We start from the raw sequence: 18,968 nt of genomic DNA, 5'->3' as shown, positions 1-18,968 counted from the left end.
ACACTGAGCCTTGGAGTGCGCCATCGTCGCTCCGGACCCGCCGCTGGTAGGCGGTCAAAACCCGGTCGCTCACCACAATCCCGGCGATGCGGCCCTCGTCGGTGAGGACGCGTTGGATCTCGGCGAGGAACCGTCCGGATCCAGCCGCATCGCAATCGCCTGTGCGAGCACCTTCAGATCCTCAGCGATCGCCGGTGGCGTGGCATCCGAGACCCCGTCCGAAACACCCCTCCCCGTGTCCGCCAGAACTGCGTCGGCCTGCCATCGAACACGGCTGCGGTGGTTTCCATACCTCCATTGAACACCGGGCCACCGACATTGACCGGTCGAGTATCACCAGGTCAACGGCATTTTCCGAGATCACCGAACCTCTGCTATTCACTCTCGGTGGCAGGCGCCCCGTAGACGTCCAATCCACCGGGAACGATCCGCACCGTCGCCACCGTGCTGCCCTGCTCGAGCACGGAGACCTCCCCGTCGTGCGCAACGTTCACCGCCGCGCCCGTCGACGAGCGCGCCTCGATCCGCACCTGCTCGGCGGTGAACGCCTCTATCGTCGCGAGCGCGGCGCGCCCGGGCACCCGATCGAGAAGCCCTGATGCCCGCACGCCGAACGCCAGCGCGACGAGTCCGCGCAGCCGCGGCATCCGGCCCCGCGCGTGGAGCACCCGCACATCCAGAACGCCGTCGTCGAGGCGACGTCGCTGCAGCGGCACCATCGACGCCGATGAGTTCTGCCCTGCGGCGACCGCGACCGACCAGACGCGCGCCGCGCGCCCGTCGACGCGCACGTTCAGCGTGTGCGCCCGCGCCAGCACCCGCACCGCCGCGATCAGCGCGGCGACCGGTTTGCCCAGCGCCGACTCCATCTCTTCGCGTTGCGCGACGAAACCGGGATACACGCCGATCGAGGCCGCGTTCATCACGGTCACCGGCCGCCCGTCGTCGATCGTCAGCTCAGCGACGTCCACGCGCCGGCCCGCACCGTCGCGCACCGCCTGCACCGCATCGTCGATCGTCTCGGCGCCTGCCGTGCGCGCGAAGTGGTTGAACGTCCCACCCGGGAAGATCAGCAGCGGAAGGCGAGCCCCGCGTGCGGCGTCGGCGGCGGCGGCGACGGTGCCGTCCCCGCCCCAAACGCCGATGACGCGGGGCGCGTCGGCTCCGGACAGAGCATCGCTCACCAGTTCCGCGATGCGTTCGCCCTCCGCGAGAACGTGGATGCGGGCGTGCGGAAGCTCTCGCGAGATGAAGCCGCGGGGCTCCGGGCGCAGCGGGTCGATGCCCGAAGCGACGTTCACGAAGATCAGTGCGCCTTCGCCCTCCGGCAGCGCCGGGAGGGCGATCGCCGGACCGAGGTGCGCGGGCTCCATGCGTGCGGGCGCCGGCACCAGTGTCCGACCCAAGACTGCGACGGCGGCGCCCAGCGCTGCTCCCCCGATCACGTCCGAGAGCCAGTGCGCACCGGTGTGCAGACGCGAGTACGCCACCGCGGCGCCGAGCGGTGCCAGCACGGCGCCCGAGCGGCCGGACTCGAGGCCGACGCCGGTGACGAAGGCCGCCGCCGATGCCGAGTGACCCGAGGGGAACGAGCCGGACGTCGGCGTCCGCGTGAGGCGTCGCGGCACCGGGACGTCCTTGAGCAGCGGCCGGTCACCGCCGAAGATCTGCTTGCCGACGAGGTTCGCCAGCGCACTGCCGACGATCAGCGATGCGATCCCGCGCACCGCGCCGCGGCGCGGCTTGCCGCCGAGCAGGTAGAGCGCCGCGGCGATCTCGAACCACAGACGGCTGCGGTCCGCCCGGTGCGACAGCCGGGCCAGCCTGCGGTCGAGCTGAGGCAGATGACGATGGTGATTGACGGCATGTGATGCGCGCGCGTCTATGTGCCGCACCCAGCGCGGCAGGATGCGCACGCGCCGCAGGGCGATGATCGGATGAGAGAGCCCCGTCATGGTCTGAGAGTAGTCCCCGACAGCCCGGTGGCGAACAGCACCGTCGTGAACAGCACCGTCAAGTACAGCGCCTCGGGATCAGACCAGCGGCGCTCGGACCGGCAGCCGGTCATGTTCGATGAGCCAGCGCACCGACTCGAGGATCGCCGCTTCCGGTTCGCAGCGCGGGGCGTAGCCGAGACGCGCCCGCGCCTTGTCGATGCTGAACACCTGACTGCGCTCGAGATGACTGCGGCTGACGTCGGGGTGCTCGGCGGTCGTCTGCTCCCGGAAGCGAGTCCAGCTCACGCTGCGCATCGCCGAGACGCCGCCGAACCATCCCGAGGCGATGTCGATGTACCCCCCGCACGCTCAGTGCGGTCGGCGCGACGATGTTGAAGTCCTCCCCCCGCTGCCGCATCCCGGTTCTCGACCGCTCGCTCGAACGCCTGAGCGACATCGTCTGCGTGCACATGATGCAGCGTCTCGGTGCCGCTGCCGGGCACGTCGATCGTCCGACCCGATGACAGCGCCGTCCACAGTGTCTCGTCCAGATTGCCGACCGGCCCGATCGGCTGCCAGCCGGGACCCACGATATGACCGGGGTGCAGTGAGGTGGTGATCAGTCCCCCGTCTGCGGTCTCCCGCTTGAGCAGGTCGGCGATGCGCGCCTTCTGGATGCCGTACTGGTCGCGCGGCTGATCGGTGCACGCCGAATCCTCCGCGATCGGAAGCTTTCGGCTCGCGCCGGACGGGGAACGAGGAACGAGCCGATGTGGCCGCTGCATCCGATGACGAGGACTCTCATGGCGACGAACCTACGCGTTCCCGGTCATCACGCGGTAGGCGACGCCGACGGCTGCGGGGTCGACAGCGTCACGCCCTCCGTCGCCCCACCGGCTCCGCCCTCGGGTGTCGGCTCTGCCTCGTCCTCTTGATTCTCCTCCGCCTTCTCGGCTTCCTCCCGCGCCTTCTCGGCATCCTTGCGAGCCTTTTCGGCTGCCTTCTCGGCAGCTTTGCGCTGCTCTTCGGCTGCCTTCTCCGCGGCCTTGCGCTGCTCTTGAGCCGCCTTCTCGGCCTCCTTCGCCGCCTTCTCCTGCGCCTTGCGGTCCTGGTCCGAGCGCTGGTCGGTCTGCGGCTCGTCCGCCTCATCGTCGGGTGCGATGGCCGGCACGGCCGGCGTCGCGGGGGCGGAAGGGACGGTGTCAGCCGGGGTGGTCGCCACCGGCTCAGGGGCGGCGCTGCCGGTCATCCATACGCCGGCGAGAACGGATGCGGCGACCGCCGCAGCCGCCACCGCGCCGATCACACCGACACGCCGCCTGGGGCGGCTCGAGCCGCGTCCCGCCTGCCGGGGCGTCGGAGACGATGCGCCCGTCGCCCGCGCAGCGGACGTCTCGGCAGGAAGCAAGCGTGTCGGCGTCGTCATCGCGGCGGTCGCCGATTCCGCGTCCGGCGTCGAGGCCGCCGCGGGCGGCACGGCACCGGCGGCGAGAGCGGCGGCGGCCACAGCGGCGGGCACGGTGGGCCGCGGCGGCCGGCCCGCGGCGAGATCGGATGCCGCGGCGAAGACGTCCGAGGCGGTCGGACGATCGGCGGGGTCTGTCGACGTCATCGCCGTCAGCAGATCCGACCAGCCCGAGCCGAACTCCGTCGGCACCTCGGGTCTCGCCGTCAACCTCGCCATAGCGGCGCCGATGCCCTCGGGCTGAGGAAACGCGCGGGTGCCGGTGAGTGCCTCGAGCATCACCAGCCCGAGCGAGTAGATGTCAGCCGGCGGCGCGGGCATCGCGCCCTGAAGCTGCTCGGGTGCGATGTACGCGGCGGTCCCGATCACGATGCCGGGCGAGGTGAGCCGCGCGGCATCCACCAGAGCGGAGATGCCGAAGTCGGCGAGTTTCGCGCCCGACCGGCTGGCGGGAAACGGCGCCTGCGAGATGAGCACATTCGACGGTTTGATGTCGCGGTGCACGATGCCCGCGCTGTGCACGACGTGCAGCGCCTCCGCCAGGTCGGCCGTCAGCGCCGCGACTTCGGCGGGAGCGAGGGCACCCTGCCCGATCCGGTCGGCGAGGGTGGGTCCTTCGACGTACTCCATGACCAGGTACTCGGGGCGCCCCGGTTCGAGCTGGGCGTCGTAGAGTGTGACGAGACCCGGATGGTTGAGCGAGGCGAGCGCCGACATCTCACCCCTGGCCCGACCGGCCGACGCATCATCGCCCTCCAGCTCGGCGCGAAGCAGCTTGATCGCCACGATGCGTCCGAGAAGCGTGTCCTTCGCGCGGTACACCCGCGCCATCCCGCCCTGCCCGACGCATTCGAGGATCTCGTAGCGTGCGTCGATCAGCCCGCGGGTGGGCTGCGAATCGTCGTCGGTCATCGAGTCCTCCCGTCGCCTGTTCGGCCCAGCGACGAGACCACTCTAGGCCGACATGACGCGCAGCCCGATGGACTTGACAGCTGCGCCATCCCGGCGCTCACCAGGACTAGCCTTGACGAGTGAGCGCTACTCCCCTCCCCCGCACCTCTCCCGGATGGCGAGCCTGGGTGGTGTGGGGCGTGGCCGCCGCCGCCTACGTCCTCGCGATCACCAACCGCAGCTCGCTCAGCGCAGTGGGCGTGGATGCCGCCGAGCGCTTCCAGGCCGATGCGGCGACGCTCTCCCTGTTCGCGGTGGTGCAGCTCGCCGTGTACGGCGGACTGCAGATCCCCATCGGGGTGCTGCTCGACAGATACGGTTCGCGTCCGATCATGGTGATCGGCATGCTGCTCATGGCGCTGGGACAGTTCGTGATGGCGGTGTCGCCGAGCATCGGCATCGCCCTCGTCGCGCGCGTCCTGCTCGGCGCCGGGGACGCAGCGGTCTTCCCTGCCGTGCTGCGTCTGGTCGCGACCTGGTTCCCTGCTCAGCGCGGACCGGTGATGGGACAGCTGACGGGTCTCGTCGGCCAGACCGGTCAGCTCATCGCACTTACGCCTCTGGCCGTGCTGCTGCACTCCACGAACTGGACCATCACGTTCGGCAGCGTCGCGGGACTCGGCCTGCTCTTCGCCATCCTCGTCTGGATGCTGGTGCGCAATCATCCCCCCGAGCGCAGCGCCGACGTCACGGTCAACACCGAGACGGGCGTCGTGCAGGTGATCACCTCGGCGATCGACACCGGCGTCGGCATCCGCGCGGCGTGGGCGCATCCCGGCACCCGGCTGGCGTTCTGGTCTCACTTCACCACGCCGTTCGCCAGCACGGCGTTCCTGCTGCTGTGGGGCATGCCGTTCCTCACGGCAGGGCAGGGCCTCTCCCCCGCCGCCGCAGCCACCGTGCTGTCGGTCAACGTGCTTGTCAGCATGGCGCTGAGCCCTGTGCTGGGCACGCTGTCACGACGCATCCCCACCCGCCGGTCGCTCGCGCTCGTGCTGCCGAGCATCGCCATCCAGCTCGCCGCGTGGACCACGGTGATCCTCTGGCAGGGACCCGCGCCGATCTGGCTGCTCATCGTGCTGGTGGTGTGCCTGGCCGCGGGCGGACCGGCATCCATGATCGCGTTCGACCACGCCCGAACGCACAATCCGGCCCACCGTCTCAGCACCGCCACCGGCGTGACCAACTCCGGCGGATTCCTCGCCGCGCTCATCGCGATCTTCTTCATCGGGCTCACGCTCGACTTGCAGGGCGCCGGCACGCCCGACACCTACTCGCTCGATGCGTTCCGGCTGGCGTTCGCCACCCAGATCCCGCTCTGGCTGCTCGGCGCGTCCTTCATCATCCGGGAGCGCAAGAGCACCCGCATCCGGATGGGCCTCGACCCCGAGCGCAGACGTCGCCGCTGATCGCGGCGTCAGCGGCCGAGACGCAGTGCCTGGAAGGTCTGCAGGATCAGATCGACGCTGAGATGCGACGGGATGCCCTGGTCGCCCTCCTCGAACTCCGCCAGCTCCACGCCGAGCACTCGTGCGGGGTCGATCGCGGCGAAGATCGCGGCGACCTCATGCGGCAGCATGCCCGCGTCCACGCGGTACGCGGCGGGGATGTACCCGGGCTCCAGCACGTCCCAGTCGACGTGGATCCAGACATCCCGACCGGCGACGATCTCGCTGACGCGGTTCGGTGAGCTCTCCGCCGGCGTGAGCACCGTCACACCGTGCTGATCCAGCAGCAGCCGCTCCGCCGGGTCGATGTCGCGTCCGCCGACGATCACCACCTGCGCAGGGTTCAGTCCGGCCCCGTGCCCGCTGTCCCACAGTCCGCACGCGGCCGCCACCACCATCCCGCCGAGATAGCCCGACTCCGTGGTGTCGGGTGTGTTGAAGTCGCCGTGTGCGTCGATCCACAGCACGACGGCGTCGGGATGGTGCTCGGCGACGGTGGGCAGCGTGCCGATGCTCGCCCCGCAGGTGTTGGTCGCCAGCACTGGGGTCGCGTCGCGTGCGAACGCGTCGCGGACGGCGTCTCGAAGCGCGTGCAGTGTCGCAGTCGCCGCCGGCAGGCACTCCGACCAGTCGTCGTCCTTCGCCGCGGCGGGCGTGCCGACCACTCGCGCGTCGACGCCGAGCATCCGCGACAGCGCCCGCCCCGTCTTCAGCGCGCCGGGGAGGGCTCCGCCGGTGCGGTCGCCGACGCGTCCCTGCGAGATGATCAGCTCGATGGGCCTGGCCATGGTGCTCCTTCTGGTCGGTGGGAGTTGCGCGCGGCGAGGTTGGGGCAGCGCGGGTCAGCGGCGCGGGGTCCAGCCGAGCGGTCGCACTCCCCCGCGCCCGCCGCGCTCGACATCGCCGCGCGTTGACCAGCCCTGCGCCGCGTCCGGTCCGTCGAAGCCGCCGCGCGCGAGCCGCATGCCGACGTCGTCGTGATGCATGCGCGGAGCGCCTCCGCGGCGGACGGATGCCCGGACGCTCCACGTGTCATCGGCGAAGCCGCCGCCGCGGAACACGCGGTAGTCGTCGTAGCGCTCGGGGTCGAGGAAGTCCCAGCACCACTCCCAGACGTTGCCGAGGGTGTCGAAGAGGCCGTGCAGATTCGGCAGCTTCATGCCGACGTCCTGGGGCGCTCCGACACCGTCGAGTGACGTCCAGGCGATCTCGTCCAGCGGACCGTACTGCGGCCCGATCGATCCGGCGCGGCAGGCGTACTCCCACTCCGCCTCGGTGGGCAGGCGGTATCCGTCGCTGTCGACGTGCCAGGTGACGTCCTCGCCGTCGAAGGAGTAGGCCGGGTCGAGTCCCTCCCACTCCGACGCCGCATTGCAGAACCTGATCGCCCGGAACCAGCTGAGATCGCGTGCGGGGCGTCGCGGGTGCTGAGCGGCGATGCCCAGCACCTCGGCGAGCTGCCCCTCGGTGACGGCGAACACGCCGATCTCGAACGGCTCGAGCGCGACGGGCCGATACTCCTTGCGACGCGCGTCGTGCAGTGTCACGGCGCCGCCGGACAGCGCGCGCATCTCCCACAGGTCCACGTTCAGCCCTGCACAGACACGGTGCCGGTGCTTGGGGTCGTCCGCCTCTCGAGCGGAACCGCGAACACCCTCAGGAAGAACTGGCACAGCGGCCCGACGAGCACGGCGAAGAGCACGGTGCCGATGCCGACGATCCCGCCCAGCGCCCATCCGATGAGCACGACCGTCACCTCCAGGCATGTGCGCACCAGCCAGATGGGCCGTCCCAGGCGCATGTGCAGCCCGGTCATCAGCCCGTCCCGAGGACCGGGCCCGAAGTGCGCGCCGATGTACAGGCCCGTGGCGGCCGCCAGCACGATCAGGCCGATGGCGAAGAGCAGCACCTGCTGCCACAGCTGCTCGCCCATAGGGATGACCAGGAACCCGACGTCGGCGGAGGGACCGACGAGCAGAGCGTTCACGACCGTGCCGGCGCCCGGCCGCTGACGGATCGGGATCCACAGCAGCAGGACGATCCCGCTGACGATCGTCGTGACGACACCGAAGCTCAGGGGCACGTGCCGGGTGATGCCCTGGGTCAGCACGTCCCACGGTGCGGCGCCGAGCGCGCTGCGCACGAGGAAGGCGATGCCGATGCCGTACAGGAACACTCCGACGAGCAGCTGGATGATGCGTCGCGGGATCCGCCTGCCGCGGGCGGTGATCATCTCGGCACCATCTCGGCCCAGGCGGGGAACTTCGCGACTCGTCCATCGCCTGACGATGTGCGCGTCACTCGTCGCCTTACCCAGGGCCCGACGAACTGCCGGTAGTAGGCGAGACCGACCGGGCCTGCCGGATGGTCGGTGCTCAGCGCCCACCACTCCTCCGGGGGCTCCAGCCCGACCGCGTGGAGCACGCGGGCGGCGACCCGATGGTGCCCGTTGGCGTTCATGTGCAGACGATCCTGCGACCAGTATCGCGGTCGGGAGAGCTCGGCGTCGGGCCAGTTCAGCGCGCGGATCACGTCGGGGCGATCCTCGACGCGCCGCAGCACCGCGGCCGACAGCGCGTCGCCGCGACGCTGGAAGACCGGACCCATCGGCAGCTGCGCGCTCGGGTTCGCGCCGGAGAGCAGGATCAGGGTCACCCCCTCCTCGTCGCAGCGCCGCAGCACGCGCGAGAAGGCGTCGGCGATGTGCTCGATGTCGGCGTTCGGCCGGAGGATGTCGTTGCCCCCGCCGTTGAACGACAGATGCGTCGGCCGCAGCGCGAGCGCCGGCTCGAGCTGCTCCTCGACGATGGGCCAGATCAGACGACCGCGGATGGCGAGGTTGGCGTACTGGATCGGCTCGCCCAGGGCATCCGCCCATCCTTGCGCGGCAAGGTCGGCCCAGCCGCGCACGCCGCCGCCTGGCAGCTCGTCGCCCACACCCTCGGTGAAGGAGTCTCCGATCGCCACGAACCGCACAGCCGCCATTGTCTCAGCCTATTGCGGCGGCGGCCCGGACGAGGTCGGGTGACGCGATCAGCGCTCGTCGAGCGCCCGGCCACGCAGATCAGCGAGCCCCCAGGCCGCGATCGTCGCCACGACGAAGAAGCCGGCGAACACCGAGAAGGCCAGCCCGGCCCCGCCGGACGCGAGCAGCGCGGGAACGAGCAGCGGCGCGATGATCGACGCCAGACGACCCACCCCCGCCGCCCACCCCGAGCCGGTCGCGCGCAGCGATGTCGGATACAACTCGGGGGTGACGGCGTACAGCGCACCCCACGCGCCGAGATTGAAGAACGACAGAGCCATCCCCGAGGCGATGATGGCGCCGTCGGTGGCGGCGGTGCCGAACAGCACCGCAGAGACCGCGGAGCCTGCGAGGAACACCGACAGCGTCGCCCGGCGACCCCATCGCTCGATCAGCCACGCGGCCACGGCGTAGCCGGGCAGCTGGGCGAGAGTGATCAGGAGGGTGAATCCGAACGAGCGCACGAGGTCGTATCCTGCCTGCACCAGGATGCTGGGGATCCAGATGAACGCACCGTAGTACGCGAAGTTCACGCAGAACCAGACGAGCCAGATGCACAGGGTGCGCATGCGGAACTCGGTGGACCACAGCGCGCGCATGCGCTGCCCGGCGTTCACCGCGACGGTCGGCGCGGCGCCCGTCGCCGATGCCGGCTCGTCCGACACGGGCGACCCGGCTGTCGCGCGTCCGTCGGCGGCCGTCTCGAAGCTCGACACGATCCGCTCGGCCTCTGGCATCCGTCCCCGCGATGCCAGCCAGCGCGGCGATTCCGGCAGGCCCCAGCGCACTACGAGTGCGTACGCCGCGGGGATCGCGCCAAGCGCGAAGGCCCACCGCCAGCCCTCGTCTGATGCCGGGATCACGAAGTAGCCGATGAGGGCGGATGCCGTCCATCCGATCGCCCAGAACGCCTCGAGGATCACGATGAGGCGGCCGCGGATCGCCGCCGGGGCGAACTCGCTGACATAGGTGGATGCCACTGGCAGCTCGGCACCGAGGCCGAGCCCCACGAAGAAGCGCAGCACCAGCAGCATCGCGATGCCGCCGACCAGAGCGCTGGCCCCGGTGGCCAGACCGTAGATCAGTAGCGTGATCGCGAACACCTGCCGCCGACCCAGCCGATCCGCGAGCAGACCGCCGACGCTCGCGCCGATCGCCATGCCGATGAAGCCGATGGACGCGATCCACCCGGTCTGCCCGGGGGTCAGCTGCCACTGCTGTGCGAGCACCGCGATGATGAACGAGATGAGCCCCACATCCATCGCATCCAGCGCCCAGCCGAGCCCCGACCCGGTGAGCACGCGCAGATGCGGGCGGGCGAAGGGCAGCGCGTCGAGTCGGGACGCGATGGATGCACGGCTCGGAAGCTCGGTGTGCGGCATCCTCTCATCGTAGGGGCGCCGCACACCGGCACTCAGCCGATGACGGCGGTGCGGAGCGTGTCGAGACCGACGCCGCCGATGTCGAGTGCGCGCTTGTGGAAGTCCTTGAACGAGAACGCGTCGCCCTGCCTCTGCTGCGCCGCGTCGCGCACCTGCTCCCAGATGCGCTGCCCGACCTTGTACGACGGCGCCTGGCCCGGCCAGCCGAGATAGCGATTGACCTCGAACCGGCGGAACTCGTCGGGCATGTTCACGTTGCGCCGCATCTGCTCCAGCGCGTAGTCGTGATCCCAGACGCCGTCGCCCGACAGGCGCGGCTTGCCAAGGTGCACGCCGATGTCGAGCACCACGCGTAGCGCGCGCATCCGCTGCCCGTCCAGCATGCCCAGGCGATCAGCCGGGTCATCGAGGTAGCCGAGCTGCTCCATGAGCCGCTCGGCGTACAGCGCCCACCCCTCGGCATGGCCGGAGGTGCCGGCGAGAACCCGCCGCCAGGTGTTCAGCTCGGCGCGGTTGTACGTCGCCTGCGCGATCTGCAGGTGATGGCCGGGGACGCCCTCGTGGTAGACCGTGGTCAGCTCGCGCCAGGTGTCGAACTCGGTGACGCCCTCCGGCACCGACCACCACATGCGGCCCGGTCGCGAGAAGTCGTCGGTGGGGCCGGTGTAGTAGATGCCGCCCTCCTGGGTGGGTGCGATCATGCACTCGAGCTCGCGGATCTGCTCGGGGATGTCGAAATGGCTGGCACCGAGGTCGGCGATCGCCCGGTCGCTGGTCTCCTGCATCCACTTCTGCAGCGCGTCGGTGCCGTGCAGCTTGCGGCTGGGATCGGCCTCGAGGTGCGCGACGGCCTCTTCGACGCTCGCGCCGGGAAGGATCTCGTCCGCGATCGCCTCCTGCTCGGCGATCATCCGCCGCAGCTCTTCGCGGCCCCACTCGTAGGTCTCGTCGAGGTCGATGCTCGCGCCGAGGAACCGACGCGAGTTGAGGGCGTAGAGGTCGCGGCCGACGGCGTCCTGCTCGCCGGCGACCGGTGCCAACTCGCTGATCAGGAAGCGGCGGAGGTCATCGTAGGCGACCCGCGCGGCGCCGGCGTGATCGGCGATGTCGCGGGCGAGGGACGCCGGCAGCTGGCCGTCACGGGGCCCCGCTGTCGCGGCGAACGATGCGAAGAAACCCTGATCGTCGCTGTATCGGGCGATCTGCGTGGCGACTTCGGTGACCTGACGACGAGCGGGCACGACACCATGCCGGATGCCCTCGCGCAGCGTCTCGACGTAGCCCTTCAGAGCATTCGGGACAGCGGCGAGCCGCTGGCAGACGATGCTCCAGTCGTCGACGGTGTCGGTCGGCATGAGGTCGAACGCCTGCCGGAAGTCCTGCGGTGCCGAGGCGATGACGTTCAGGTCACGCAGGTGCCACTGCGCGTCGTGCAGCTCGAGCTGCAGGCGCAGCTCTGCTGACAGGTCGGTCTTGGTGACCTCGTCGATGCTGTCGACGGGCGTCGAGGCATCGAGCGCGGCGAGGGTCTCACGTGCCGCGGCGACAGCGCGCTCATGCCCTTCCGGGCTCACATCATCGAGGCGGGCGCCTGCCTCGTTGCGTCCGATGTAGGTGGCGAGGATGGGCGAGAGGTCGACCAGGGTGTCGACCCACTTCTCGGCGATCCGATCGATGGCAGAGGGGGTGCGAGGCTCTGAACTCATGGTCTCGAGCCTAGCCTCGCACCCCGCCGCGCAGCGGATCAGTGCGCGGCTTCGTTCCAATCGCGGCCGCGGCCGACCTGCACGTCCAGCGGCACGGTCAGCTCGGCGGCACCGGCCATGCGCTCGCGAACGATGCCCTCGACCTCGTCCCACTCCCCCGCGGCGACCTCGACGACGAGTTCGTCGTGGATCTGCAGCAGGGCGCGGGAGGCGAGCCCGCGATCACGCAGATCGTCGTGGATGCGGTTCAGTGCGATCTTCATGATGTCTGCGGCGCTGCCCTGGATGGGCGCGTTCAGCGCGGCGCGCTCAGCGTTCTCGCGCAGCACCCGGTTGGGGCTTGTCAGGTCGGGGAACGGCCGGCGACGGCCGAAGATGGTCTCGGTGTAGCCGTCTTCCTTCGCCTGCATCACGGAGGCGCGCAGGTAGTCGCGCACGGCGCCGAAGCGGGCGAAGTACTCGAGCATGAGCTGCTTGGCCTCGGACTGCTCGATGCGAAGCTGCTTCGACAGGCCGAACGCACTGAGGCCGTAGACGAGACCGTACGACATGGCCTTGACCTTGGTGCGCATGGCCGAAGTGACCTCTTCGGGCTGGACTCCGAACACCCGGGCGCCCACGAACCGGTGCAGATCCTCGCCCGAGTTGAATGCCTCGATCAGCCCGGGATCGCCCGACAGATGCGCCATGATGCGCATCTCGATCTGCGAGTAGTCGGCGGTCAGCAGGGTCTCGTAACCCTCACCGACCTGGAAGGCGCTGCGGATGCGGCGGGACTCCTCGGTGCGCACCGGGATGTTCTGCAGGTTCGGGTCGGTGCTCGAAAGTCGCCCGGTCTGGCTTCCGGTCTGCACATAGGTGGTGTGAATGCGGTGATCGTCCCGGATCGCCGTGTCGAGGGTCTCGATGATCTGGCGCAGCTTGGTCGCCTCGCGGTGCTGCAGCAGCAGGGCGAGGAACGGGTGCGGGTTCGTCTCCTGCAGATCCGCGAGCACCGCGGCATCAGTCGAGTACCCCGTCTTGGTCTTGCGGGTCTTGGGCAGCTGCAGGTCTTCGAACAGGACCTCCTGCAGCTGCTTCGGCGAGCCGAGGTTGAACTCCCTCCCGACGAGTGCGAACGCCTCGGCGGCGAGCACGTCGGTGCGGGCGAGCAGCTCGCCCGAGAAGGTGGAGAGCACGTCGTGCGAGACGGATACCCCAGCCGATTCCATGTCGGCCAGGGCGATCACGGCGGGCAGCTCGATCTCGGTGAGCACCCCGGCGACCGGCGCGGGCATCGCCTCGCGGATGGCAACCGCGGTGCGCAGGGTGAACCACGCCTCCTGCGATGGGGTGGCGCCGTCGGTCTCGGGCACCAGCTGGGTGGGATCCGCCTCGGGCAGCTTCTCGTCGAGGTAGCGGCCGACGAGATGCGCGAGCGTCTTGTCGGGGAAGCTCGGGCGCATGAGCCAGCCCGCGAGCAGGGTGTCGTGGACGAGTCCGCCGAGCCGGATGCCGTCGCGCAGCAGCGCCTTGACCTGCGGCTTGGCGTCGTTGAGCACCTTCGGTGCGTCGGACTCCAGCCAAGCCGTGAGTGCCTGGGCGCTTTCGGGGCTCCAGCCGCACTCGCGCAGCTCGGTCTCGGTGGCCACGCCGACGCGGGTGATCGCGCCGCCGCCCAGGGTGAGCAGCATCCCCACCTCGCCCTGCTGCTCATCAAGCCACGCGGCGATTTCGGCGGCGGATGACTCCGTGGGCGCCGGCACCTCGACGGCGGGTTCGTCGTGAACCGGCTCGTCGGGCGCGCCGGCGGCCTCGAAGACCCGAGGCAGGAGCGTGCGGAACTCGAGGCGGGCGAAGATGTCGCGCACGGCCTGGGCATCGATCGGCTTGACGGCGAGCTCGGTCGGCGTCACGGGCAGCTCGACGTCGTCGAGCAGTCGGTTGAGCCTGCGGTTGCGGCGCACGTCCTCGATGTGCTCGCGCAGGTTGCCCCCGACGACGCCCTTGATCTCCCCGGCGCGGTCGAGCAGCTCGTCGAGGCTGCCGAACTGGGTCAGCCACTTCACGGCGGTCTTCTCGCCCACCTTCGGCACGCCGGGCAGGTTGTCGCTGGTCTCGCCGACCAGCGCGGCGATGTCGGGATACTGCTCAGGTCGCACGCCGTAGCGCTCGTGCACGGTGGTGGGGTCGTAGCGCTTGAGCTGCGAGACGCCCTGCACCGACGGATACAGCAGTGTGACGTCGTCGTTGACGAGCTGGATGGTGTCGCGATCGCCCGATACCACCAGCACGTCGTACCCCTGCTCCGAGCCCTGCTTGGCGAGAGTGGCGAGGATGTCGTCGGCCTCGATCCCCTCCTGCGTCAGCACCGGGATCGACATCGCGGCCAGGCAGTCCTGCAGCAGCGGGATCTGGCCTTTGAACTCCCCCGGCGTCTCGGAGCGGGTCGCCTTGTACTCGGGGTACTCCTCGGTACGGAACGAGTGGCGTGACGTGTCGAAGGCGATCGCCATATGGGTCGGCTTCTCGGCCTTGATGAGATTCACAAGCATCGACAGGAAGCCGTAGATGGCGTTCGTGTGCTGGTTGTCCTTCGTGGTGAAGTTCTCGACCGGAAGGGCGAAGAAGGCCCGGTACGCGAGTGAATGGCCGTCGACGACCATGAGGGTAGGCTTTGCGGAGTCCGTCACCCTGCAAGCCTAACGAGGGCGACGGACACGCGCTGAGGAGGAGCATTGACCGAGCAGACCGAGATGACCGGCCTCGAGTGGGCCACGCACCGCGGCATGGGCGCGCTGGCCGAGAAGATGGGCATCGAGTTCACCGAGTTCACCGTCGAGCGCGCCGTCGCGACGATGCCGGTCGAAGGCAACACCCAGCCCGTCGGCCTGCTGCACGGCGGCGCCTACGTCGTCCTGGGCGAGTCTCTCGGATCGATGGCGGCGAACCTGCACGCCGGCCCCGGCCGCCTGGCCGTCGGAATCGACATCAACGCGACCCACACGCGCTCGGCGACCTCCGGATTCGTCACGGGCGTATGCACCCCGGTGCACCTGGGGCGCACCATGACCGTGCATGAGATCGCCGTGTCCGATGAGCAGGGTCGGCGCTGCTCCACCATCCGCATCACGAACCTGATCAAGACCGTCGACGCCTGACGGAGAACGCGAAACGGCCCCCGACGTGACGTCGGGGGCCGTTTCGCTGCCCGAGCCGATGCGGCTCGGACCGAAGTCATTTCTTGGGCGCGAGCTGCTCGATGATCGCCTTCGCGACATCCTGCATGGTGAGACGGCGATCCATCGACGCCTTCTGGATCCAGCGGAACGCCTCGGGCTCGGACAGGCCCATCTTCTCGTTGAGCAGGCCCTTGGCGCGGTCGACGAGCTTGCGGGTCTCGAAGCGCTCGACCATGTCGGCGACCTCGGCCTCGAGCGTGATGATCTGCTCGTGACGGGCCAGTGCGATCTCGATCGCGGGCAGCAGATCGTTCGGGGTGAAGGGCTTGACGACGTAGGCGAGGGCTCCCGCCTCGCTCGCGCGCTCGACGAGCTCCTTCTGGCTGAACGCCGTGAGTAGCACGACGGGGGCGATATTCGCCTTGTGCAGCTTCTCGGCGGCGCTGATGCCGTCGAGCTGGGGCATCTTCACGTCCATGACGACGAGATCGGGTCGCAGCTCGGTGGCCAGCTGCACGGCGGTCTCCCCGTCGCCGGCTTCCCCGACGACGTCGAATCCGTTGTCGCGCAGGATCTCGACGATGTCGAGGCGGATCAGCGACTCATCCTCAGCGACGACGACGCGACGCGGGGCGGATGCCGTGGGCTGCTCGGGCTGCTCTTGCTCAGTCACCCGTCCATCCTAGTCGAACTGCGACCGGGCGGCGGATGCGCGCGCGCGGCACGGTGCACCGGCTGCGCTACAGTCGTATGCGCAGTGTGCCGGCCGGCGTGGCGGAATGGCAGACGCGGAGCACTCAAAATGCTCTGTCCGAGAGGGCGTGTGGGTTCGAGTCCCACCGCCGGCACATGCGCAGGAGGGCCGTCCCGGAGGGGCGGCCCTCCTGCATCACGCGGCCAGCGCCGCGAGTTCGGCCATCACGCGGGGGTGCGCGAGCACGCGGAAGTGCCCTCCCGTGTCGAGCGGCACGTTCTTCGCGCCGGGGAGTTCACTGCCTTCCGGGATGTGCGGGTCGAACCGGGCGTAGACCGACACGATCCGCGCATCCGCTTCATGCTGGGCGGAGAGTGCGGCGATCGACGGATGCCGCGGCGAGAGAGCGCGCAGGCTGCGGGTGAGCATCAGGCGGGCGTATCGCGACCCGCCGAACGGGGTCGCGACGGCGAGCATCCCGCGCACCCGCGAGCCCTGGGGGCCGAGCATCACGAGCTTGCCGGCCAGGCCGCCCTTGCTGTGCGCCAGCAGCACGACGTCATGCAGGTCGCGTGCGGCGAGATACGCCCCGACTCGGTCGGCCATGTCGGCTATGGGGCTGAGGTTGCGCTCGAGCGGCTCGACCACGTGCACGGGATGCCCGTCGCGGTGCGCCCGCTCGATCAGAGGGCGCAGGAACCGCCAGCTCTCGTAGATGCCCGGCAGCACGACGATCGGCACGCCGGCGCCGCTGGTGTACGCCTCCGGCCGGTTGCGACCGCCGAAGGCTCGCACCTGCCAGACGGCAGCGTAGGCGTAATCCTGCGCCCACCAGAGCGCCCTGCGCAGCAGATCGCTCACCCTTCACCCTCCCGCGTTCGAATCGCCAGGTCCGTAGCGCAGAAGTGCCGGACGGCGGACGCGACAGCGCCGGGAGCCGTGTGCTGGGCGTTGTGCGCTCGCCCGGGGATCTCGACCAGCGCTGCGCGCTGCGCTGCGGCCGTCAGGTGCCGGGACCAGCTGAGTGATGCGATGGGGTCTCGCGAGCCGCGCACGACCAGCACGGGCGCCTCCACCCCGACGATCCGGTCCTCGATCCGGTACCCCAGCATGTGCCGCAGCTGCGCGAGATACCAGAGCGGGCCGCACCGCAGGTAGTCGGCGAACACGAGTGCGTTCGCCCCCGGCGTCTCCCGCACCGTGTCCAGCGCGAGCCGCCCCGCCTGCTGCAGCACGGTGCGCCGACGCTCATCGGCGACCGGGCCGATCAGCACGACCGCCTGCGCGAGTTCGGGCCGACGCGCCGCGAGCTCCACCACCCATTGGGTGCCCATCGACTGTCCGACGAGCACGACCGGCCCGGTCGCGGCGGTTCCGGCGCCGATGCGGTCGAGCAGAGCGGCGAGGCCATCCGCCATCTCTTCGATGTCGACGTCGCGCCCGGGCTTCGGCAGCCCTCCGAATCCGGGCAGATCGACCGATATCACGCTCCCGCTCGCGGTCAGCGAGCGGTGCAGCCGCGCGAGGTAGCGATGCGACATCCCGATGCCGTGCACGAGCACGAAGACCGGGCCGGAGGACGACGGCGATGCGAGCGTGCGGAAGTAGAGCCGTCCGATGCGGTGCGTCTGCTGCGTCTCCGGACTCATCCCAGCACCGTATCGCGTCCCATGCGCAAGAGCGCCGAGGGGCGGACCCTCGCGGGCCCGCCCCTCGGCGCTCGGATGCTTCTCAGACTCCGGTCTTGTAGACGGGAGCGGCTCCGCCGACGGCATCCCCGACCTTGTGGACGCGGATGTCGTTGGTCGAGCCGATGATCCCGGGAGGGGATCCGGAGATGACGACGATCACATCGCCCTCCTGGGCCAGACCGCTGCCCAGAAGGTACTCGTCAGCCTGCCGGTACATCGAGTCGGTGTGCTGCACCATCTCGACGAGGGTCGATCGGATTCCCCAGGTCATGGCCATGCGACGACGGATGCCGGGCTCTGGGGTGAACGCGATCATCGGGATGCGCGCGCGCAGACGCGACAGGCGGCGAGCGGAGTCACCCGACTGCGTGAAGACGCAGAGATACTTCGCTCCGACGAACTCCGCCACCTCGAGCGCCGCCAGAGTGATCGCGCCACCCTGCGTGCGCGGCTTCGTGTTCAGCGGCGAGATGCGCTCGAGGCCGTGCTCCTCGGTCGACTCGATGATCCGCGCCATGGTTTCGACCACGACGATCGGGTAGTCGCCGACGCTCGTCTCGCCCGAGAGCATGACCGCATCCGCACCGTCGAGAACGGCGTTGGCGACGTCGGAGGTCTCGGCGCGCGTCGGCACGGGGCTCGAGATCATCGACTCGAGCATCTGCGTCGCCACGATGACCGGCTTCGCGTTGCGGCGGGCGAGCTCGACGGCGCGCTTCTGCACGATCGGGACGGCCTCGAGAGGCAGCTCGACACCCAGGTCTCCGCGGGCCACCATGATGCCGTCGAACGCGTCGACGATCTCCTCGAGGGCGTCGACGGCCTGCGGCTTCTCGATCTTGGCGATGACCGGGATGCGCACACCCTCCTCCGCCATGATCTCGTGAACGCGCTCGACGTCCGTGGCGTTGCGCACGAACGACAGGGCGATGACGTCGGCGCCGATGCGCAGACCCCACCGCAGATCGTCCTCGTCCTTCTCGCTGAGCGCAGGCACGTTGACGGCGACACCGGGCAGGTTGATGCCCTTGTTGTTCGACACGGCGCCAGCCACGATGACCTTGGTCGTGACGACAGTGCCGTCGGTCTCGACGACCTCGACACGCACCTTGCCATCGTCGATGAGAAGGAAGTCGCCGGGCTTGACGTCCTGCGGCAGACCCTTGAACGTCGTGCCGCAGATCTCGCGGTTGCCGATGATGTCCTCGGTGGTGATCTTGAAGATGTCACCGACCTCGAGCTCGTACGGACCGTCCTCGAAGCGGCCCAGTCGGATCTTCGGCCCCTGCAGATCGACCAGGATGGCGACCGCGCGCCCCGAGTCCTCGGCCGCCCGGCGCACGTTCGAGTAGTTGGCCTCGTGCACCGAGTAGTCCCCGTGACTGAGGTTCAGGCGGGCGACGTCCACACCGGCGTCGATAAGGGCACGGACCTTCTCATAGGTCGAGGTTGCAGGGCCGAGTGTGGCGACGATCTTCGCGCGTCTCAACATCATCTCCAGGGTAAGA

At 69.7% G+C, this 18,968-nt stretch carries 17 protein-coding genes and 1 tRNA gene; 3 read left to right on the top strand and 15 right to left on the bottom strand.

The genetic code is table 11. The features are described 5' to 3' along the window. Nucleotides 1-374: 374 nt before the first annotated feature. From PGB26_RS11000 to PGB26_RS10985, 4 genes are all read right to left on the bottom strand, one after another. On the bottom strand, nucleotides 375-1,955 hold the full coding sequence (locus PGB26_RS11000) for a bifunctional phosphatase PAP2/diacylglycerol kinase family protein (RefSeq protein ID WP_271637646.1): 1,581 nt from the start codon (nucleotides 1,953-1,955) through the stop codon (nucleotides 375-377). 78 nt (nucleotides 1,956-2,033) lie between these two features. Beyond that, nucleotides 2,034-2,243 (bottom strand): hypothetical protein, encoded by a 210-nt coding sequence (locus PGB26_RS10995; RefSeq protein WP_271637645.1) that lies wholly within the window; start codon nucleotides 2,241-2,243, stop codon nucleotides 2,034-2,036. Then, a complete protein-coding gene (locus PGB26_RS10990; protein WP_271637644.1) occupies nucleotides 2,240-2,722 on the bottom strand; it encodes an NAD-dependent epimerase/dehydratase family protein in 483 nt (160 codons plus the stop codon). Before PGB26_RS10990 ends, PGB26_RS10995 begins: the two co-directional genes overlap by 4 nt. A 47-nt stretch (nucleotides 2,723-2,769) precedes the next feature. Next, nucleotides 2,770-4,314, bottom strand: a complete 1,545-nt coding sequence (locus PGB26_RS10985) for a serine/threonine-protein kinase (RefSeq protein ID WP_271637643.1) — start codon at nucleotides 4,312-4,314, stop codon at nucleotides 2,770-2,772. A gap of 119 nt (nucleotides 4,315-4,433) precedes the next feature. On the opposite strand from PGB26_RS10985, the gene PGB26_RS10980 reads away from it, so the two are divergent. Beyond that, a complete protein-coding gene (locus PGB26_RS10980) occupies nucleotides 4,434-5,762 on the top strand; it encodes an MFS transporter (protein ID WP_271637642.1) in 1,329 nt (442 codons plus the stop codon). Between the two features lie 8 nt (nucleotides 5,763-5,770). On the opposite strand, the gene PGB26_RS10975 is transcribed toward PGB26_RS10980, so the two are convergent. Genes PGB26_RS10975 through polA form a run of 7 tightly spaced genes read right to left on the bottom strand, consistent with a single transcriptional unit; the run spans nucleotide 5,771 to nucleotide 14,586 of the window. Continuing rightward, nucleotides 5,771-6,589, bottom strand: a complete 819-nt coding sequence (locus PGB26_RS10975) for an arginase family protein (protein WP_271637640.1) — start codon at nucleotides 6,587-6,589, stop codon at nucleotides 5,771-5,773. 54 nt (nucleotides 6,590-6,643) lie between these two features. Next, on the bottom strand, nucleotides 6,644-7,372 hold the full coding sequence (locus tag PGB26_RS10970) for a formylglycine-generating enzyme family protein (protein ID WP_333909442.1): 729 nt from the start codon (nucleotides 7,370-7,372) through the stop codon (nucleotides 6,644-6,646). 17 nt (nucleotides 7,373-7,389) lie between these two features. Further along, nucleotides 7,390-8,034 carry a membrane protein YczE gene (gene yczE, locus PGB26_RS10965; RefSeq protein ID WP_271637637.1) on the bottom strand — a complete coding sequence of 215 codons (645 nt, stop codon included), beginning with the start codon at nucleotides 8,032-8,034 and terminating at the stop codon, nucleotides 7,390-7,392. Continuing rightward, nucleotides 8,031-8,786, bottom strand: a complete 756-nt coding sequence (locus PGB26_RS10960) for an SGNH/GDSL hydrolase family protein (protein WP_271637635.1) — start codon at nucleotides 8,784-8,786, stop codon at nucleotides 8,031-8,033. Before PGB26_RS10960 ends, yczE begins: the two co-directional genes overlap by 4 nt. A 48-nt stretch (nucleotides 8,787-8,834) precedes the next feature. Continuing rightward, nucleotides 8,835-10,208 carry an MFS transporter gene (locus tag PGB26_RS10955; protein ID WP_271637634.1) on the bottom strand — a complete coding sequence of 458 codons (1,374 nt, stop codon included), beginning with the start codon at nucleotides 10,206-10,208 and terminating at the stop codon, nucleotides 8,835-8,837. 32 nt (nucleotides 10,209-10,240) lie between these two features. Then, nucleotides 10,241-11,914, bottom strand: coding sequence for a DUF885 domain-containing protein (locus PGB26_RS10950; RefSeq protein ID WP_271637633.1), 1,674 nt, complete (start codon nucleotides 11,912-11,914; stop codon nucleotides 10,241-10,243). Nucleotides 11,915-11,952: 38 nt separating this feature from the next. Continuing rightward, a complete protein-coding gene (gene polA / locus PGB26_RS10945; protein WP_271637632.1) occupies nucleotides 11,953-14,586 on the bottom strand; it encodes a DNA polymerase I in 2,634 nt (877 codons plus the stop codon). Nucleotides 14,587-14,649: 63 nt separating this feature from the next. Between polA and PGB26_RS10940 the strand changes: the two genes are divergently transcribed. Then, nucleotides 14,650-15,054: a hotdog fold thioesterase gene (locus tag PGB26_RS10940; protein WP_191713090.1), complete on the top strand. Its 405-nt coding sequence runs from the start codon at nucleotides 14,650-14,652 to the stop codon at nucleotides 15,052-15,054. Between the two features lie 76 nt (nucleotides 15,055-15,130). On the opposite strand, the gene PGB26_RS10935 is transcribed toward PGB26_RS10940, so the two are convergent. Then, nucleotides 15,131-15,748 carry an ANTAR domain-containing response regulator gene (locus PGB26_RS10935; protein WP_071644465.1) on the bottom strand — a complete coding sequence of 206 codons (618 nt, stop codon included), beginning with the start codon at nucleotides 15,746-15,748 and terminating at the stop codon, nucleotides 15,131-15,133. A gap of 92 nt (nucleotides 15,749-15,840) precedes the next feature. Between PGB26_RS10935 and PGB26_RS10930 the strand changes: the two genes are divergently transcribed. Beyond that, nucleotides 15,841-15,923, top strand: a tRNA-Leu gene (locus PGB26_RS10930). 41 nt (nucleotides 15,924-15,964) lie between these two features. Here the strand turns inward: PGB26_RS10930 and PGB26_RS10925 are convergent. From PGB26_RS10925 to pyk, 3 genes are all read right to left on the bottom strand, one after another. Next, nucleotides 15,965-16,630 (bottom strand): esterase/lipase family protein, encoded by a 666-nt coding sequence (locus PGB26_RS10925; RefSeq protein WP_271637630.1) that lies wholly within the window; start codon nucleotides 16,628-16,630, stop codon nucleotides 15,965-15,967. Beyond that, complete coding sequence (locus tag PGB26_RS10920; RefSeq protein WP_271637629.1) at nucleotides 16,627-17,418, bottom strand: alpha/beta fold hydrolase; 792 nt, start codon at nucleotides 17,416-17,418, stop codon at nucleotides 16,627-16,629. Before PGB26_RS10920 ends, PGB26_RS10925 begins: the two co-directional genes overlap by 4 nt. Nucleotides 17,419-17,500: 82 nt before the next feature. Then, complete coding sequence (pyk, locus tag PGB26_RS10915; RefSeq protein WP_271639650.1) at nucleotides 17,501-18,949, bottom strand: pyruvate kinase; 1,449 nt, start codon at nucleotides 18,947-18,949, stop codon at nucleotides 17,501-17,503. Between the last annotated feature and the right edge of the window lie 19 nt (nucleotides 18,950-18,968).

It is taken from the genome of Microbacterium sp. nov. GSS16, from assembly GCF_028198145.1.
Taxonomy (GTDB): Bacteria; Actinomycetota; Actinomycetes; order Actinomycetales; family Microbacteriaceae; genus Microbacterium.
Note: the sequence above shows the minus strand (reverse complement) of the source record. Positions and strands in the feature narration are given on the sequence as shown.

What these genes read in the sequence shown, in the direction of transcription:
- PGB26_RS11000 (WP_271637646.1), bottom strand. Translation starts at nt 1,955, where the DNA reads ATGACGGGGCTCTCTCATCCGATCATCGCCCTGCGGCGCGTGCGCATC.
- PGB26_RS10990 (WP_271637644.1), bottom strand. Translation starts at nt 2,722, where the DNA reads ATGCAGCGGCCACATCGGCTCGTTCCTCGTTCCCCGTCCGGCGCGAGC.
- PGB26_RS10985 (WP_271637643.1), bottom strand. Translation starts at nt 4,314, where the DNA reads ATGACCGACGACGATTCGCAGCCCACCCGCGGGCTGATCGACGCACGC.
- PGB26_RS10975 (WP_271637640.1), bottom strand. Translation starts at nt 6,589, where the DNA reads ATGGCCAGGCCCATCGAGCTGATCATCTCGCAGGGACGCGTCGGCGAC.
- PGB26_RS10970 (WP_333909442.1), bottom strand. Translation starts at nt 7,372, where the DNA reads ATGCGCGCGCTGTCCGGCGGCGCCGTGACACTGCACGACGCGCGTCGC.
- yczE (WP_271637637.1), bottom strand. Translation starts at nt 8,034, where the DNA reads ATGATCACCGCCCGCGGCAGGCGGATCCCGCGACGCATCATCCAGCTG.
- PGB26_RS10960 (WP_271637635.1), bottom strand. Translation starts at nt 8,786, where the DNA reads ATGGCGGCTGTGCGGTTCGTGGCGATCGGAGACTCCTTCACCGAGGGT.
- PGB26_RS10955 (WP_271637634.1), bottom strand. Translation starts at nt 10,208, where the DNA reads ATGCCGCACACCGAGCTTCCGAGCCGTGCATCCATCGCGTCCCGACTC.
- PGB26_RS10950 (WP_271637633.1), bottom strand. Translation starts at nt 11,914, where the DNA reads ATGAGTTCAGAGCCTCGCACCCCCTCTGCCATCGATCGGATCGCCGAG.
- PGB26_RS10940 (WP_191713090.1), top strand. Translation starts at nt 14,650, where the DNA reads ATGACCGGCCTCGAGTGGGCCACGCACCGCGGCATGGGCGCGCTGGCC.
- PGB26_RS10920 (WP_271637629.1), bottom strand. Translation starts at nt 17,418, where the DNA reads ATGAGTCCGGAGACGCAGCAGACGCACCGCATCGGACGGCTCTACTTC.